Source organism: Glycomyces lechevalierae, from assembly GCF_027622945.1.
GTDB lineage: Bacteria > Actinomycetota > Actinomycetes > Mycobacteriales > Micromonosporaceae > Glycomyces > Glycomyces rutgersensis.
On sequence record NZ_JAPZVQ010000002.1, the window covers coordinates 407612 to 423156 of the forward strand.

Annotated in this window: 14 protein-coding genes and 1 pseudogene; 4 read left to right on the forward strand and 11 right to left on the reverse strand. The window is 72.7% G+C overall.

Annotated elements, in window-relative coordinates:
* Positions 1–98: 98 nt before the first annotated feature.
* From O2L01_RS05535 to uraD, 8 genes and pseudogenes are all read right to left on the reverse strand, one after another.
* Entirely contained in the window at positions 99–1118 is a 1020-nt protein-coding gene (locus tag O2L01_RS05535) for an XdhC family protein (RefSeq protein WP_270120888.1), read from the reverse strand.
* Positions 1115–3469, reverse strand: a complete 2355-nt coding sequence (locus tag O2L01_RS05540) for a molybdopterin cofactor-binding domain-containing protein (protein WP_270120889.1) — start codon at positions 3467–3469, stop codon at positions 1115–1117. The genes O2L01_RS05535 and O2L01_RS05540 overlap by 4 nt, the downstream gene beginning before the upstream one ends.
* Positions 3462–4823, reverse strand: a complete 1362-nt coding sequence (locus O2L01_RS05545; protein ID WP_270120890.1) for an 8-oxoguanine deaminase — start codon at positions 4821–4823, stop codon at positions 3462–3464. The genes O2L01_RS05540 and O2L01_RS05545 overlap by 8 nt, the downstream gene beginning before the upstream one ends.
* Before the next feature lie 113 nt (positions 4824–4936).
* Positions 4937–5392, reverse strand: a pseudogene (locus O2L01_RS05550) ((2Fe-2S)-binding protein); the annotation flags it as partial.
* Positions 5389–6267 (reverse strand): FAD binding domain-containing protein, encoded by an 879-nt coding sequence (locus O2L01_RS05555; RefSeq protein WP_270120893.1) that lies wholly within the window; start codon positions 6265–6267, stop codon positions 5389–5391. The gene O2L01_RS05555 and the pseudogene O2L01_RS05550, both read right to left, overlap by 4 nt.
* Entirely contained in the window at positions 6264–7106 is an 843-nt protein-coding gene (pucL, locus tag O2L01_RS05560) for a factor-independent urate hydroxylase (protein WP_270120895.1), read from the reverse strand. The genes O2L01_RS05555 and pucL overlap by 4 nt, the downstream gene beginning before the upstream one ends.
* A gap of 2 nt (positions 7107–7108) precedes the next feature.
* The gene (uraH, locus tag O2L01_RS05565; RefSeq protein ID WP_270120896.1) at positions 7109–7438 is read right to left on the reverse strand and encodes a hydroxyisourate hydrolase; all 330 of its coding nucleotides are present in this window, start codon (positions 7436–7438) and stop codon (positions 7109–7111) included.
* Positions 7435–7929 carry a 2-oxo-4-hydroxy-4-carboxy-5-ureidoimidazoline decarboxylase gene (gene uraD / locus O2L01_RS05570; protein WP_270120898.1) on the reverse strand — a complete coding sequence of 165 codons (495 nt, stop codon included), beginning with the start codon at positions 7927–7929 and terminating at the stop codon, positions 7435–7437. Before uraD ends, uraH begins: the two co-directional genes overlap by 4 nt.
* 243 nt (positions 7930–8172) lie before the next feature.
* Between uraD and O2L01_RS05575 the strand changes: the two genes are divergently transcribed.
* Together O2L01_RS05575 and O2L01_RS05580 are read left to right on the forward strand one after the other, a co-directional pair.
* Complete coding sequence (locus tag O2L01_RS05575) at positions 8173–9693, forward strand: PucR family transcriptional regulator (RefSeq protein ID WP_270120899.1); 1521 nt, start codon at positions 8173–8175, stop codon at positions 9691–9693.
* 38 nt (positions 9694–9731) lie between these two features.
* Positions 9732–10340, forward strand: coding sequence for a nucleotidyltransferase family protein (locus tag O2L01_RS05580; RefSeq protein WP_270120901.1), 609 nt, complete (start codon positions 9732–9734; stop codon positions 10338–10340).
* A gap of 56 nt (positions 10341–10396) precedes the next feature.
* Here O2L01_RS05580 and ndk read toward each other — a convergent pair whose 3' ends face one another.
* Complete coding sequence (gene ndk / locus O2L01_RS05585; protein WP_344469379.1) at positions 10397–10846, reverse strand: nucleoside-diphosphate kinase; 450 nt, start codon at positions 10844–10846, stop codon at positions 10397–10399.
* 85 nt (positions 10847–10931) lie between these two features.
* Between ndk and O2L01_RS05590 the strand changes: the two genes are divergently transcribed.
* Complete coding sequence (locus tag O2L01_RS05590; RefSeq protein WP_270120903.1) at positions 10932–12539, forward strand: VOC family protein; 1608 nt, start codon at positions 10932–10934, stop codon at positions 12537–12539.
* A 39-nt stretch (positions 12540–12578) separates the two neighbouring features.
* Positions 12579–13589, forward strand: coding sequence for an SCO2521 family protein (locus O2L01_RS05595; protein WP_270120904.1), 1011 nt, complete (start codon positions 12579–12581; stop codon positions 13587–13589).
* A 2-nt stretch (positions 13590–13591) separates the two neighbouring features.
* On the opposite strand, the gene O2L01_RS05600 is transcribed toward O2L01_RS05595, so the two are convergent.
* Both O2L01_RS05600 and O2L01_RS05605 read right to left on the reverse strand, forming a co-directional pair.
* Complete coding sequence (locus tag O2L01_RS05600) at positions 13592–14590, reverse strand: SCO2522 family protein (protein WP_270120905.1); 999 nt, start codon at positions 14588–14590, stop codon at positions 13592–13594.
* A gap of 8 nt (positions 14591–14598) precedes the next feature.
* Positions 14599–15543, reverse strand: a complete 945-nt coding sequence (locus O2L01_RS05605) for an SCO2523 family variant P-loop protein (RefSeq protein WP_270120906.1) — start codon at positions 15541–15543, stop codon at positions 14599–14601.
* Positions 15544–15545: the final 2 nt, after the last annotated feature.

Sequence of the window (15545 nt, forward strand, 5' to 3'; positions counted from 1 at the left end):
CGGGCGTCGAGGGTCTCGGTCGCTTCGGTTCGGTTCCCGCGGTCGCGGTCGTTCGGTTCGGCTGCGGCGGGTCCCGACCCGGGCCGGGCCGCCACTGGTCAGTGGTGGATGGGTCCTTCGGCCTCGGTGAGGAAGCCGGCTCGGGCGTCATTCCTGACGGCGACGATCTCGGCCAGGATCGACAGAGCGGTCTCGTCGGCGGTGCGGCCGTTGAGGTCGAGGCCGATCGGTGAGCGGAGGCGGGCGAGCGCTTCCTCGCCGACGCCGGCCTCGCGGAGCCGTTCGAGCCGGTCGCGGTGGGTGGCGCGGGAGCCGAGGGCGCCGATGTACCCAGCGTCGGAGGCGAGCGCGCGTTCGAGCAGCGGCAGGTCGAACTTGGCGTCGTGGGTGAGGACGACGACGGCGGTCTGCGCGTCGATGTCGGTGGCGTCGAAGTGCCGGTGCGGCCAGTCGACGATCACTTCGTCAGCGTCGGGGAACCGGATCGGCGTGGCGAACACGGGCCGGGCGTCGCACACGGTGACCCTGAAGTTCAGGGACTTGGCGATGCGCACGATCGGCGCGGCGAAGTCGACGCCGCCGTAGACGAGGAGCCGCGGGGGCGGCGTGTAGACCTCGACGGCGAACCGCCCCACGGCACCCGAGGCGGCCGGGAGGTCGATCGCGCCGAGCTCGAGGTGCCCGGCGAAGCCGTTGGCGCTGATGGCGACCGCTGCGCCGACATCGGGGCCTTCGACGGCGCGGACGAGCGAGACGGGCTCGCCCGCGAGGATCGCGTCCAGGGCGGCCCCGATCGCGGGGTCGTCGGGTTCGACCCGGACGACGAGGACGTCCATCGAGCCCTCGCAGGTGATGCCGAGGTAGAACCGCTCCTCCTCGGTCGAGCCGAACGAATCCGTTGCGGCCGTGCCGGTTTCGAGGACCTCCTGGCAGCGCACGTACACGGCGGCTTCGACGCAGCCGCCCGAGACGCCGCCCACGGCGGTGCCCTCGGCGTCGACGGCGAGCGCCGTCCCGAGCGGGCGCGGCGAGGACCCGGTGGTGGCGACGACCGAGGCGAGCGCGAACGGCCGCCCCTCGTCCATCCAGGCGCGGAGTGTCGCGGCGATGTCCCTCATGGCTGCCTCCCGAGGTGGGCGGTCAGGTGCTCCGGCCTGACCGGGATGTGAGTGAGCGCGAGTCCGGTCGCGTCCCGGATCGCGGCGACGATTGCGGGCGTCGACGAGAGCGTGGGCGGCTCGCCGGCGCCGCGAAGCCCGTAGGGCGCTTCGGGATCGGCGTTCTCGACGATGCGCAGCCGCATCGGCGGCATGTCGAGGATGGTGGGGATGAGGTAGTCCGTGAAGGACGCGTTCCTCACGCGCCCCTGCTCGGTGATCATCTCCTCCATGACGGCGAGTCCGAGGCCCTGCGCCGAACCGCCGTGGATCTGCCCTTCGAGCGCGACCGGATTCATGATCTTCCCGACGTCCTGCACGCAGGTCAGGTCGACGACCTTCACCAGGCCCAGCTCGACGTCGACGTCGACCGTGGCGCGGTGCACGCACAGGGCGAGCTGGACGTGCGACTCTCCTTGGCCCGTAACGGGGTCCATCGGTTTCGTGACGCGGTGGCGGAAGACCTGGGTCGCCTCGATCGGGCCGTCCGCGAGGTCGCGGCCCTGCCAGAGCTCGCGCACGGCCTCGCAGGCGGCCTTGACCGCGCCGCCCGTCATGTACGACTGGCGGGACGCCGAAGACGACCCGGCGGAGCCGACCTTCGTGTCGTTGGGCAGCAGCTCGACCCGGTCCACGCCGAGCTCGGTGCGCGCGATCTGCGCCTGGAGGCTCCAATGCCCCTGCCCCACTTCGGCGGCGGCGGTGTGCACGAACGCCACCGTCTCGCCGTCGACGAGTTCGAGCCGGACCCTGGCGGTCGAATAGTCGTCGAACCCTTCTGAGTAGCAGACGTTCTTGAGCCCGACGCCGTAGCCGACCCCGCGGCGCACGCCCTCGCCGTGCGTCGTGTTGCCGGTGCCGCCGGGGAGTTCGACGATGTCGCGCGCGGCCGGCACGGCCGGAACCGGGATGTCCTTGAAGCGCCCGAGCATGTCCGCGAGCGGCGAGAACGGCCGCCCGGGGTTGGAGGGACCGCCCGCCCGCTCCGGGTCGTACGCGTCCACGATCTGCCCGGTGATCAGCTTGGAACCCTGGGCGACCGCGTTGCGGCGCCGGAACTCCAGCGGGTGCAGACCCAGCATCTCCGCCAGGGCGTCCATCTGCGACTCGTACGCGAAGCAGGTCTGCACGCCGCCGAAGCCGCGCATCGCCCCGCACGGCGGGTTGTTCGTGCGCGCGCCCCACGCGTCGACGCTCACATGCTCGACCTCGTAGGGCCCCACCGCGAGCGACGCGGCGTTGCCCACCACCGCCTCGGTCGTGGAGGCATACGCACCGCCGTCGAGGACGATCCGCGCCTTGACATACAGCAGCTTCCCGTCCGCGTCCGCCGCGTGCTCGTACCGCATCCGCGCCGGATGCCGGTGCACATGGCCCACGAACGATTCGGCCCGGTCGTACATCATCTTCACCGGGCGGGCCGTCGCGAGCGCGAGCATCGCCATGTGGACCTGCACGGACAGGTCCTCGCGGGCCCCGAACGCGCCGCCGATCCCCGCGATCGCCATGTGGATCCGGTCCGGCTCCAGGCTCAGGCACGGCGCGATCTGCTCCAGATCCGAATGCACCCACTGCGTTGCGACGTACAGCGACACGCCGCCGTCGCCGGACGGCACCGCCACACCCGACTCGGGGCCGAGCGGCGCCTGGTCCTGCATGCCGACCACGTACTCGCGGGCGACCACCGCCGCCGGGACCTGCGCGTCAGGGTCGCCGAGCCGCACCGGCTGGTACCGGAAGACGTTCCCGGCCTCGACCGCTTCCTCAGGGTCCCAATGGGTCTCGAGCTCCTCGTACTCGACGGTGACCGCCTCGGCCGCACGGCGGGCCAGGTCGAGCGTCTCAGCGGCGACGATCGCGACCGGCTCGCCCTGGTAGTTCACCTCGTCGATCGCGAGCACCGGCTGATCGGCCTCGATGAGTCCGTAATAGCGCTTCCCGGGGACGTCGGCGGCGGTGAGGACCGCCGCGACGCCCGGCATCGCCAGCGCGGCGGCGGTGTCGATCGAGACGAGGCGCGCGCGGGGGTGCGGGCTGCGGAGGGTGTGGCCCCACAGCATCCCGGGGAACTCGAGGTCGGAGGCGTAGTCGAAGGCGCCGTTCGCCTTCGCTGCCGCGTCGGGCCGGGTCGGGCTCGACCCGACGCCGCCCGACCGCTCTTGGAGGGGGGTCCCGACCCCGCCGGCTGCCCTTGTCGGCGGGGTCGGAGTCTTTGTGGGCGCCGTCTTTGTGGGCGCCGTCTTGGTGCGCGCGGTCGGCTCGGGCGCGGCCGCGGTCGTGCCGTTCGGTTCGCCGGCAACGGGTTCAGGCATCGCGGGCCTCCCTGAGGTTCGCGCTGGCGGTGGCGAGGTCGCGGGCGAGCGCCGCGGTGTCGGCGGTGCGGAGTTCGCCGCGTTCGACGACGGGTTTGCCGGCGACGGTGAGGAGGCGCAGCGGCGCGGGCGGTCCGAGTACCAGGGCCGCAACGGGATCGGCGATGCCGGCGTGGCCGAGGCCGGTGAGGTCCCACAGGGCGATGTCCGCCTGCTTGCCGACTTCGAGGGAGCCGACCTCGGCCTCGCGTCCGAGGACGCGGGCGCCGCCGATCGTGCCGAGGCGCAGGGCGGTGCGGGCGTCCATCGCGTGCGGGCCGTGGAGCTGCCGCGCGGTGTAGAGCGCCTGGCGCAGCTCCTCGCCGAGGTGGCCGGCCTCCTGGCTGGCGGCGCCGTCGACGCCGAGGCCGACGGGGATGCCGGCGGCGAGCATCGCGGGGACGTCGGCGAGGCCGGTGCCCAAGCGGGCGTTGGAGGACGGGCAGTGGGCGACGCCGGTGCCGGCCGCGCCGAGGCGGCGCTGCGCGTCCGGCGTGAGGTGCACGGCGTGGGCGAGCCACGTGTCGTCGTCGATCCAGCCGACCTTGTCCATGTACTCGACCGGGTCGCAGCCGTGGACGCGTTCGCAGAACTCGGCTTCGTCCAGGGTCTCGCACAGGTGGGTGTGGAGGCGGACGCGCTTGTCGCGGGCGAGCGCGGCGGATTCGCGGAGGAGTTCGGTGGAGACGGAGAACGGCGAGCAGGGGGCGACGGCGATGCGGAGCATCGAGCCGGGCGAGGGGTCGTGGTGGCGGTCGATCGCGTCGGCGGTCGCGGCGAGCGCGGCGTCGATGTCCTCGACGATGTGGTCGGGCGGGAGGCCGCCGTCGCTGACGCCGCGGTCCATGGAGCCGCGCGCGAGGTGGAGGCGGACACCGATCTGGGCGGCGGCCGCGATCTGGACGTCGACGAGGTCGGCGGCGTGGCCGTCGGGGTAGACGTAGTGGTGGTCGGCGGCGGTGGTGCAGCCGGAGAGGGCGAGCCAGGCGAGGCCGGCGGTGTTGGAGGCGGCGACGTGCGCGGGGCCGATGCGGGCCCAGACGGGGTAGAGGTCGACGAGCCATTCGAAGAGGGTGTGGTCGGTCGCGTATCCCCTTGTGGCCCACTGGTAGAGGTGGTGGTGGGTGTTGACGAGGCCGGGCGTGGCGAGGCAGCCGGACCCGTCGATCCGTTGCGCGCCTTCGATGTGCGGGGCCGGGCCTTCGCCGACGGCGGTGATCACGCCTTGGTCGATGACGACGTGGCCGCGAGCGTGCTCGGTCCCGGCGGCGTCCACCGCCGCAACTGCTGTGTTCTCGATCACCGTGGCGCTCATGGCGTGTCCTCCGTCGAATCACCCGCGGCACGTGGAATATTGGAGACATTTATCCACTGGTTGTGGTGAAGGTGGGATCGGGCGGGTACCCGGGGCACCCCGTCTGAGATGGCTTCGGACGACATGGCTTCGGCGGCGGCGTGGACCGCGTCGATGATCTTCTCGTAGCCCGTGCACCGGCAGAGGTTCCCGGCGAGGGCTTCCCGGATCTGCGCGTCGCGCGGGTCGGGTTCGCGTTCGAGGAGGTCCGCGACCGAGACGAGCAGGCCGGGCGTGCAGAACCCGCACTGGACCGCCCCGCAGGCGATGAACGCGTCGCGCACCGGCCGGGGCACGGCCCCGACCACCGTCTTCACTTCGCGCCCTTCGCATTGCGCGGTCGCGACCAGGCACGAGCACACCGGGTCCCCGTCGAGCAGCACCGTGCACGACCCGCATTCGCCCTGCTCGCAGGCGTTCTTCGTGCCCGTGAGGCCGAGCCGGTCCCGCAGGGTCGAGAGCAGGCTCTCCCCCGGCCGGTCGATCTCGGCGACCGCGGCCTCGCCGTCGATCCGCAGCTCCACCCTCATCGTCCGGCCTCCGTCCCGTGCGCGGCGGTCCAGACCCGCCGCAGCGCCCGCGCGGCGCACACCGCCAGCGCGTGGCGCCGGTACGCGGCAGTGCCGCGCACGTCGTCGATGGGCCGCGCCGCGGCCGCGACCCGGCGGCCGAACTCCTCGGCCAGCGCGTCGTTGAAGAGGTCCGGTCGCGCCCAAGGCAGTTCGATCCGGTCCGCGTCGGGCGCGGTGAGCGGGGTGGGCCCGGCGGAGCCGATGCCGGTGCCGAGCCGCCGCGCGTCGAGGTCGAGCGCGACCGCGAGCGAGCACACGGCGATGACCATCGCGTTGCGCGTGCCGACTTTCAGGAACTGCTGCGGCCCGAGGGCTTTGGGAACTATGACGGCGGTGATGAGCTCTCCCGGTTCGAGGACGCTGCGTTTGGGGCCGGTGAAGAAGTCCGCGATCGGGACGGTGCGCCGTCCCGCGGCGGAGGCGATCTCGATGGTCGCGCCGGTCGCGAGGAGCGGCGGGTGGCCGTCGCCGGCCGGCGAGGCCGTGGCGAGGTTGCCGCCGAGGGTGCCGCGGTTGCGGATCTGGGGCGACCCGACGGTGCGGGCCGCAGCGGCGAGGCCGGGCAGGACCGTGGCGAGTTCAGCGCAGATCCGGGCGTAGGTGACGCCGGAGCCGATGCGGATCGCCGCGCCTTCGTCGGACCATGCGCGCAGTTCGGCGATGCGGGTGAGGTCGAGCATCGCGGCGGGCCGGGTGTGGCGGTAGTTGACGGCGACCATGAGGTCGGTGCCGCCGGCGACCGGGACGGCCTCGGGGTGCGCGGCGAGGTCGCGCAGCGCCTCGCCGAGGTCGGCGGGGCGGTAGAAGGACGCTGTGGCCTGCGGCGCCGTCATGCCGTCTCCCTTCGGACCGTGCCCTCGATGAGCCCGTAGGGCAGGTCCCCGGCCTGGAAGACCACGCCCGGGTTGTCGAGGCCGAACCGTCCGAGGTCGAAGAGGTAGTGGTGCCGGTTCGGCAGCGACAGGCGGACCTCCGCGACCTCGGGGATCGCCTTCAGTATGCGCTCGCCGACGGCGTGGAGGGTCTGTTGCAGCGAGAGCGAGTACGTGTCCGCGAAGGCGGTCAGGAGGGCGCCCCGAGCCTTGGTGAACGCGTGGTCGTAGAACGCGTCGTCAGGGTCTTCGGCCTGGTAGTCCCAGGTCGCGGTCACGGCGGTGGCGAGGATGCGGTCGTCGGTCTCGGGGAGGGTCGTGTACTCGTCGGCGAGGAAGCCGTTGAACTCCGAGTCGGTGGTGTTGAGGAGCAGCAGGTCGCGCACCCCGGAGCGGATGCGGACGGTCTCGCCGTCGTAGAGGGCCTCGGTGGTGCGCAGTTCGCCGCCTTCGCCGCGGGTGAAGGAGTGGTCGCCGATGCGCGTCCACCCGTGTTCCTCGATCCGGACGCGGGCGGTGGTGATCGACGGGGTCGCGTCGACGAAGTGCCGGGCGAGGCGTTCGGCGAAGGCCTCGATCGCGCCGATGCCGCCCCGCGCGAACGCGTACACGGTGTTCTTCTGCGAGTCGGTGGGCAGGACGCCGGTGTTGTCGCCGGTGTAGTGGGTGGCGTCGAGGTCGCCGGAGAGCGCGGTGTGCACGGTCAGGTCGCGCAGTTCGTGGCGCGCGGATTCGCGGCCGACGCGGACGAGGCGGATCCCGGACTTGCCGTAGTTGTTGGGGCCCATGGCGAAGGTCATCGCTAGCTCCCCCGGTACGTGGAGTAGGCGAAGGGGCTCAGCAGCAGCGGCACGTGGCTGTGGCCTGCGGTGGCGGTGAACGCGATCTCGACCTCCGGATAGAACGTGTCGATGTCCCGGTCGGCGAACCAGGCGCCGGTGTCGAACCGGAGCCGGTGCGGGCCCGGTTCGGTGCGCCAGCCCGCGACACGGCCGTCCGCGTCGGTCGGGGCCGAGGCGACCTCGGTGTAGTCGTTCCCGTCCCGTTTGAGGAGGGTGACGCGGACGCCGGCGGCGGGGCGGCCCGCGACGGCGTCGAGGACGTGGGAGGAGACGGTGCACGGTCCGCTCACGGCCGCACCGCCTTCTCGAGCCGCAGCGCGACGATGGCGCGGAGCTGGGCGATCGCCTCGCGTCGTTCGGTCTCGTCGTCGTTGCCCAAGCGGCGCTTGGCCTCGGCGAGGATCTGCTCGCCGGTCAGGCCGGTCGCGCGGATGAGGAAGACCCGCCCGAAGCGCCGCTCGTAGGCGGCGTTGACCTCGGCGAGTTCGGCGCGCACGGCCTCGTCGGCGGTGAGCGCCCGGGACTGCTCGCCGCGCGACCAGCGGTCCTCACCAGCGGGTTTGGGCTTGCCGATGGGCGCGTGGGCGGCGTGCGCGACGGCGAGTTCGGAGGCGTCGAGCTCGTCGAAGCCCGCGAGGGCCGCGGCCTGCAAGGCCGCGACGGAGCCGTAGGGGCGGCCCGAAGCGACCTTCTCGGCCCAGGCGCGGGACGCGCAGCAGGCCGTGAGCACCTCCACCGCGTCCTCGGCGTCAGCGGTGTTGAACGCTCCGAGAGTCCACATCGGCTCCTCCTTGTCCATGCTCGAGAGACGGCGCGTGGCTCTCACCGTCGCACGAACCCGCCCTGTGCGGTAAGTGAAGCCGAAACCCGAGGCCGGGGGCTTCGTCTCCGGCTATGAAAGCTTGGTTTCCCCGCCGTTAAATGCTGGAGGATCGTCCAAACCCCGCAGTTCGGCGGCGCTATGGTGGTGGGGCCTACCGCGTCCCGACGCGCCTGTGAAGGCCGGACCCCTGGGGGCCACACCATGCGACTCCGTTCACTGCTGCAGATGCCCGAGCTGGGATTGACCCTGGTCTCGGGCCGCCACCACCTCGACCGCGAGATCCGCTGGGTCGTGCCGACCGACATGCACGACCCGCGCCGGTACCTGTCGGGCGGCGAGCTGGTGCTCACCGGGCTGATGTGGCGCCGGGCCGAGACGGACTCGGACACGTACGTGCGCAACCTGATCGCCGCGGGCGTCACGGCGCTCGGCGCGGGCGACCACCCCGAGTTCCATGCCGTCCCGCTGGATCTGGTGGACGCGTGCGCCCGCCACGACCTGCCGCTGTTCGCCGTCGATGCGGCCGTCGCCTTCGCGGAGATCACCGAGCGGATCGTGCAGCGCCTGTCCGTGGGCCGCTCGGGCGACCTCGCGTCCCTGCTCGACCGGCACCGGCGGCTCATCGCCGCGGACGGGATCGGGCAGATCCTCGAGCTCATCCGCAACGAACTCGGCATGGAGTGCACGGTCCTCTCGCCCACCGGCCGGGCGCTGCGCGGCGGGCTCGAACTGGGCGAGACGGACCGCGCGGCCGTCGTCGCCCGCGCGCACGCCGCGGAGCGGTTGCCGCAGAAGGTGACCCTCGACCGGCACCGCGCCTACTCGGTGTTCGGGATCGGCTCGACCCTCCACACCGGCCGGTTCCTGGTGATCGACGACGACCACACGCACTGGGCGCCCGAGCGGCGGCTCGTCGCCGAGCAGCTCGCGGCCCTCCTCATGCTCGAACTCGACGACCCGGCGGTGCGGCCCGCGCCGCACGTCGAACTCGTCACCGCCCTGCGCGAAGGCACCGTCGACGAGCACCTGATGCGCTCGGCCGGGCTGCCCTCGGGCGGGAGCGTCACCGTCATCGCCGCCGTCGGGGAACCCGCGGCGTTGCGGGAGGTCGTCGTCGCCGAAGCCGTCGCGGGACAGGAGGGCGACCCGCTGGAGCCGCCCGTCGCCGCGTGGGCGAGCCTCGGGGACGAGACCATTGCGGTGCTCGCGGGCCCCGCAGGGTCCGCCGAAGAGCGGCCGAGACTCCTCGAATGGTCCCGGCACTGCGCGAAGGTCCTGTCCGGGCTCGGCGGGAGCGGCGCGGTCAGCGTCGGCGTCGCGGACCCCGTGCGGGCCGCCGGCCTCTGCGGCGCGCTCGAGCAGGCCCGGCACACTGCGGCGCTCGCCCAGCCGCGCCCCGGCGGCGTCGACGTCGCCGAACCCGACCACCTCGTCTCGCACCGGATGCTCCTGGCCGCCGTCCCCGCCGACGTCAGCCGGGCCTTCCGCACCCGCGTCCTCGACCCGCTCCTCGAATACGACGCGCGGCACCGCTCCGACCTGCTGCCGACCCTCCGGCGGTTCCTCGAGTGCGACGGCTCCTGGCGCCAATGCGCCGCGAGCCTCCACCTGCACGTCAACACCGTCCGGTACCGGATGCGGCGCGTCGAAGAGCTCACCGGGCGCGACCTCCGCAATCCCCTCGACCGGATGGACCTCGCCCTCGCGGTGAGCCTGGAGTGAACATGGTCCCGAAGTGGGACCATGGAAGGGGGGAACACATGAAGAACACCGCGGGCCTCGTGCTCGCCGCGGGCGCCGGACGGCGCTTCGGCGGACCGAAGGCCCTGGCCGAATTCGACGGCCGCAGCCTGCTCGACCGGGCCGTGGCCACCTTGCACGCCGGCGGCTGCCGGCAGGTCCTCGGCGTGCTCGGCGCCGGCGCCGAGCAGGCGCTCGCCGCCGCCACCGAGGCGTTCACGCCCGTGATGAACCGGCGGTGGGGCCAGGGGCTCTCGACCTCGCTGAAGGCCGGGCTCGCCGCCGTCCCCGAACGGTACGACGGGGTCGTCGTGACCCTCGTCGACCAGCCGCGCATCGTCCCCGAAGCGGTCCGGCGCGTCATCGCCGCCGCCGAAGAGGGCGCCGCCGTGGCCGTCGCCGTCTACGCGGGCCGGCGCGGACACCCGATGTACTTCGCGCGCGAGCACCTCGACGCGATCGCCGCCGGGGCCTCGGGCGACCGGGGCGCCCGCGACTTCCTCGCCGCCCACCCGGGGCTCGTGCGGGAGGTCGAATGCCCGGGCGACCCGCTCGACGTCGACACCCAGGCGGACCTGGAGGCGCTGTCGCGCCCCACCTCACCGCCCGGTCTCGTGAGTCAGCGCTGACCGCGGCCTAGAGACCCCGTACCGCTGCCAGCGTCGTCAGTGGTGCGGTCAACAAACTAAGCGGCGAACCAGAGGTCGATCTCGCGCTTCGCGGACTCCTCCGAGTCCGAGGCGTGGATCAGGTTCTGCTGGTTCGACACCGAGAAGTCGCCGCGGATCGTGCCCGGCTCGGCCTTGCGCCCGTCCGTCGCCCCGGCCAGCTTGCGCACCACCGGGATCGCCTCGTCCCCCGCGACCACGAGGCTCACCAGCGGCCCCGAGGTCATGAACGTCTTCAGGCCCTCGTAGTACTCGCGGCCCACGTGCTCGGCGTAGTGCGCGTCCGAGAGCGCCGCGTCCATCGTCCGCATCCGCAACTGCTCGACACGCAGCCCCTTGCGCTCCAGGCGGGACAGGACCTCGCCGATGAGCCCGCGCCGCACGGCGTCGGGTTTGATCAGGACGAGTGTGCGCTGTTCGGCCACGGGAGGACTCCTCGAAAGTGGTGGTCGGATTCTGGCTGCCATCGTAAGGGATGTTGTGTCCGTTGCCTCACCCACGTACGATTCACGTTGCAACCCGGTTCTCCCAGTTGTGGATGAGGTGTCCCCGATGGCACGTGGCAGCCAACCACCAAGGCCGGCCCCCCGGCCTTCCAAGGCGCCCAGCAGGGGCGGCGCGAAAGGCGGGGCCGCTCGAGGCGGAGCGAAAGGCGGCGCCAAGGGCGGTGCGCCGAAGAAGGGCGCCCAGCCGGGCGTCCGCAAGGCCGCGCCGGGCAAGGCGATGCCCCGCACCGGACGCCAGCCGGCGGGCCGGGGCGCGACGGCCGAGCAGCTGCGCCAGCAGCGGCTCATGCTCGACCAGCAGCGGCGCTCGCGCGAAGCGCGCTGGTGGGCGATCAACCAGCACGCGCTGAAGGACCTCCACTCCCGCCAGCACCACTCGGCCGGCGGCGAGGCGATCGGCACGACCCTCAACGGCGACAGGCGGATGCGCTGGCGCACCTCCCACGCGGTCGGTGCCATCACTTTACTGGTCATCTCCCTTTTCCTGGCTTCCATGGCCGTCGGCGCCCAGAGCGTCGGCATCGCCGTGGCCTCGTTCGCGTGCTTCGCGGGCTGCATCGCGTTCGTCACCGTCGAGCATTCGGCGCGGCGCTTCCCGCAGCCGGTCCCGGTCCCGCCGCTCATCGGGCAGCACCGGCTCGAGGACCTGATCGTCGAGGACGACCCGCCGCGCCCGGCCGCCGTGAAGGAGCCGGCGGCGAGCTCGCTCGACGACCTGTTCGAGCCCGCACCGCGCCCTGAACCCGCCCCCGAGAAGGTCACGGCGCAGGCCCCGGTACCGGAGTCGGCGAAGGTCGAGCCGCCGTCCGCTCCCACCGTCGTGATCGTGGAAGCCGTTGAGGTCCAAGACGAACCGGACGAGGCCGTGGTCGCGGCCGCGCCCGGGCGGACGCTCATCACCGAGCCGATCGACGCCGAGCTCATTGATGAAGAAGACACAGGCGAGGACGACGCGCCCGCGCCGCCCGCCCCCGTCGCCGAGTCCGCTCCCCTGCCGAACGATCCGCCGGCCGGCGGGGCGTTCACGCTCCCCAGCGAGCAGGTCGGCGGCGCCCCGCACGGCCCGAACGCAACGGGCGCAACGGGCGCAACGGGATCCAGCGCACCTGCTGCGGCCCCCGCTCCCCCGGTCGACCCGCCCGCGCCGCCGAAAGGACCCATCGCCGAGGCCGTGACGAAGCTCAAGGCCCCGTCCCCGCCGCGCCAGCGGACCTCGGAAGAGGGCAGCAGCCTCGCCCGCGACCTGGCCGAACTGCTCCTCTCCGAGGAGCGGCTCGGCGGCACCGACGTCACCGACGTGGCCGCGACCCTCGTCGTCGCCGACCTCCAGCGCTCCGTCGAGTTCTACACGGACGCTTTGGGTCTGCAGATCGCCGACCGCACCGAGGAGGCCGCCGTCCTCGACGCCGGCTTCGGCAAGATCCTCCTCTGGGAGCGCCCCGACGCGCCGCCCGGCGAGACGGGGATCATGCACCTCACCTTCGAGGTCGGCGACATCGACGCCACCTACCAGGAGATGAACCAGGCCGGCGTCGAGTTCCTGCACCTGCCTCGCACCGCGCTGCTCGGCCAGAACTTCGAGATGCGGGCCGCGTCCTTCCGCGACCCCGACGGCCACGGCCTGGCCATCACCGAACACCGGGAGCGCGACTAAGAAAGAGCCTTCCCGCCCAAGCGAACGGAGCGCACACCCATGCTCATCGTCGGCGAGATCCACACCGCACTGCTGCCGCACTCGCGGCCGCTCACGCCCGAAGAGGCCCGCGCGGCGCTCTCGCTCGCCGTCGGCGAGTCCGTCGTCCAATGGGCGCGCCCCGTCCCGCACACCGCCTCCCCGACCCTCCTCCACGGCGTCGACTGCCGACTCCCGTTGGGGCCCAAGCCGGACAGCCACCACGCGGAGGAGGACGACCGGAACGGCTCACTGCGGGCCGTCGGCTCCGTCGCCTCCCGCGCGGTCCTCACCGGCGGGCAGCTCCTCCAGGGCTCCGCGTGGGCCTCCGTGTCCCTCTCCCAGCATCCGCGGCGCATGCCCTGGTCGTACTACCTGGCCCGGCCCGGGATGCTCGAGACCATCGGGAAGTTCGAGGCCGCGCGCCTCGCCGAGGGCTACCTCATCGCCGAGCGCCGCCCCGACCGCGCGAAACTCCTCGACACCGCCGCCGTCGCCCGCCACTCCATCCACGACGTGCTCGCCCGGCCCATGTTCGACCAGCGCCCGCCCATCAAGACCGGCTCGACCCGGCTGCGCTGGGCCGCGATCACCGACCCCGCGCAGGAGCGGACCGTCGCGTTCCGCCTGGCGGGCAACGACAGGCGCCGCCTGCGCATCGTCACCGGACCGGTCGACCCCGAGCAGGTGGCGGCCGCCGCCGAGGACCTCGCCGTCCACGACTGGCTGCTCACCGCCGTCGCCGCGCGGGTCGCGCTCGCGAAGATCGGCGAGGACTCGCGGCACACGCTCCGCACGCTCCGGCCCGTCGTCGACCACCTGCTGCACCTGTGGTCGGCGGGCGCCCGCACCTCCCGCGACCTCGAGTTCATGTGGGACGCACTGGAACGGCGCCCCGGGCTCACCCGGCAGTGGACGACGATGACCGAGCGGGTGCGGTCCCAGATCGACTACGGCGCGGCCGATCTGGCCGCGCAGATCCTCGACCTCATGGAGCAGCGCCAGCGCGGCGGCGGCGCGTTCCTGCGCTGAAGTTACAGGGGCCCTTGGAAGATGTAGCTGAGGCGGTCGACGAGCTCCTCCGGGAGGACCATGCCCTCGCGTTCGGCGGACTTGCGGATGATCTCGATCGCGCTCGCCTCGGGCCGCACGGAGCCGCAGATGACGCGCACCGCGTGCTCGACCTCGAGGTAGTTCACGGAGAGGATCGAGACGGTGCGGTAGGCCGGGAACGGGTACGCGGCGGGTTCGAGCTGCAGGATCGGCGGCATCGCCTCCCACGTCTCGGGGAAGCGGGCGCGGGCGGGCCGGTCGGGGTCGTGGCCGTGCTCGTCTGGGACGACTTCGGCGACGGCTTCGGGGACGCCGATGCGGCGGCCCTGGTTGCGGAGCACGCCGAGGCGCAGGAGCTGCCAGACGGCGGCGAGCATCGGGCAGGACCAGCGGCGGCCCTCGGCGGTGTCGCTCCAGAGTTCGACGTCGAGGAACACCGAGTGGTCGCGTTTGGCGTTCTGGCTGGGCGGGCGCCACTGGTCGGCCTGGCCGACCATGGCCACGCCCTTGGCCTTGGGGCTGGGCACGCCGTTGCAGAGCCAGCCGGAGCGGGCGACCGTGGGGCGGGAGCCGTTCGCGCCGGGCGGCGGCTCGAACACGATCCGGTCGGCGACGAGTCCGGCGAGCTGCAGCGGGCCCATGGTGGCGCACGCGGATTCGCGGGCGAGGTAGTCGATGCGCAGGCCCGCGTCGGCGGCCGCCTCGGTGATGACAGCGATGAGCTCTTCGGGAGGGGGCATGCCCTGCTGGCTGTAGTCGTCCACGAGGTAGCAGGTGCTCACGCGGGGGCGGCGGCCGCCGAGGCGTTTGGAGAGGGCCTCGGTGGTGCCGTGGACCCAGGCCGCGGCGGAGGCCATCTCGGCTTTGAGCGTGTCGGGGCGGGCGAGGTCGTCGGCGTAGAGGTGGCCGACCTCGATGGAGAGGTGGGACATGCCGAAGCGCTCGGTCCGCTGCTTCGCGCTGGTCTCTTCGTAGGTCATGGGTCCACTCAATCGATGCCGCGGGCGATGGCCTCGAGGCCGGGCACGAACAGCTCCTCGGCGGAGCGCACGGCCAGCTCGGAGAAGGCCTTGACGGTCTCCTGGTTGGCGATGTCGAGCGTGACGGTGTCGGCGTCGGTGATGATCTGCTCGCGCCACTGCAGGACCGGGTCGAGCGGGACCGACCCGAGGAGGTTCATGCGGCCCAGTTTGAGGCGGGCGGCCATCTGGTGGAGGTCCGCGTCGATCTTGCGGAGCCAGCGCACCTGGGTGGGTTTGAGGCCGGAGAGGTCGGCGCCGTCGGGGTCGACGACGGCGGTGCGCACGTAGCGGATGGAGGCGAGGAGTTTGCGCTGGTAGTCGTCGCCGAGGGAGGTGGCGGTCTCGACGAGGCCGCGTTCGCCGTAGACGAGGGAGTGGGCGGCGAGCACGTGCTGCTTGGTCCAGCGGTGGTAGACGATCCAGCGCCAGGGGAGGTTGGCGAGTTCGGGGCGGGCGGTGGCGGCCATGACCATCTCGGTGGCGTGGGAGCGGCCGGCGGAGAGGTCGACGATGACGAGGTCGAATTCGCGCGAGAGCTCTTGGAGGAGGTTGACGCAGCGGTCGACGGTGGTCTCGTCGCCGGGGAACTCGGAGCCGTCGGCGTCGCCGGGGCAGAGGACGAGTTCGCCGGCGCCGTCGGGCCGCGCCTGGAGTTCGGCGCGGTCGCTGGTGGCCCAGACGGAGTGGCGTTCGGGCTCGGACGCGAGGTCCTGGAGGTATTCGTGGATGCCGTTGCCGTAGGTGCCGTGTTCGAGGTCGTCGATGGCGAAAATGGCTCCGGCCGTGGGGGAACCGAAGTCGAAGTCCACATAGCACACGTTGGCGCCTTGGAGGGCGCGGCGGTAGGCGAGGTTGGACGAGGAGACGGAGCGTCCGGTGCCGCCCTTGTCCGAGGTCGCGAACAGCAGCATCG